This is a genomic window from Sphaerisporangium rhizosphaerae (assembly GCF_042665155.1).
In the GTDB taxonomy this organism is placed as follows: Bacteria; Actinomycetota; Actinomycetes; order Streptosporangiales; family Streptosporangiaceae; genus Sphaerisporangium; species Sphaerisporangium rhizosphaerae.
Genome location: NZ_JBHTCG010000121.1, coordinates 1 through 538, shown reverse-complemented (window position 1 = coordinate 538; position 538 = coordinate 1). Strand labels below are relative to the sequence as shown.

The window sequence follows — 538 nt, the reverse complement described above, 5'->3', positions numbered from 1 at the left end:
ACCGGAAACACCCGGCCCCGAGCCGGAACCCTCACCCAGGAGAACACCCACCATGAGCAAGATCCGCAAGCTGCTCGTCGGCACCGCCCTGGCCGGCGCCATGGCCGCCGGCATCGCCGCCACCCCCGCCCAGGCCGCCACCACCCAGGCCGCCGGCGCCACCACCACGGCCAGTGCCACCACCACCGCGAGCACCAGCACCGCCAACGGCTTCGACCGGCACGGATTCGGCCGCATCTGGTCCGGCTACAGCCGCGGCGAGTCCAGCCACGACCGCTCCTACTTCTCCGGCTACTGGTACTCCCAGAACGGCTACTACTACTTCAAGGGCGACCTGTTCGACCGCGACCGCGACCGCGACTACTCCTACATCGACTTCCAGTGGCACGACGACAACGGCTGGCACTCGCGCATCTACCGCGGCAGCCGCTACGGCGCCTCCCACTTCACCGGCAAATTCCGCAAGGGAAGCTTCGACGACTTCCGCATCCGCGTCGGCGAGGGCTACCGCGGCCACTACGACTGGGGCCAGTACCGC

At 69.1% G+C, this 538-nt stretch carries 1 protein-coding gene; it reads left to right on the top strand.

The features are described from left to right. Positions 1-52: 52 nt before the first annotated feature. A partial coding sequence (locus tag ACFQSB_RS40365; RefSeq protein ID WP_380832664.1) for a hypothetical protein occupies positions 53-538 on the top strand: 486 nt, incomplete at its 3' end.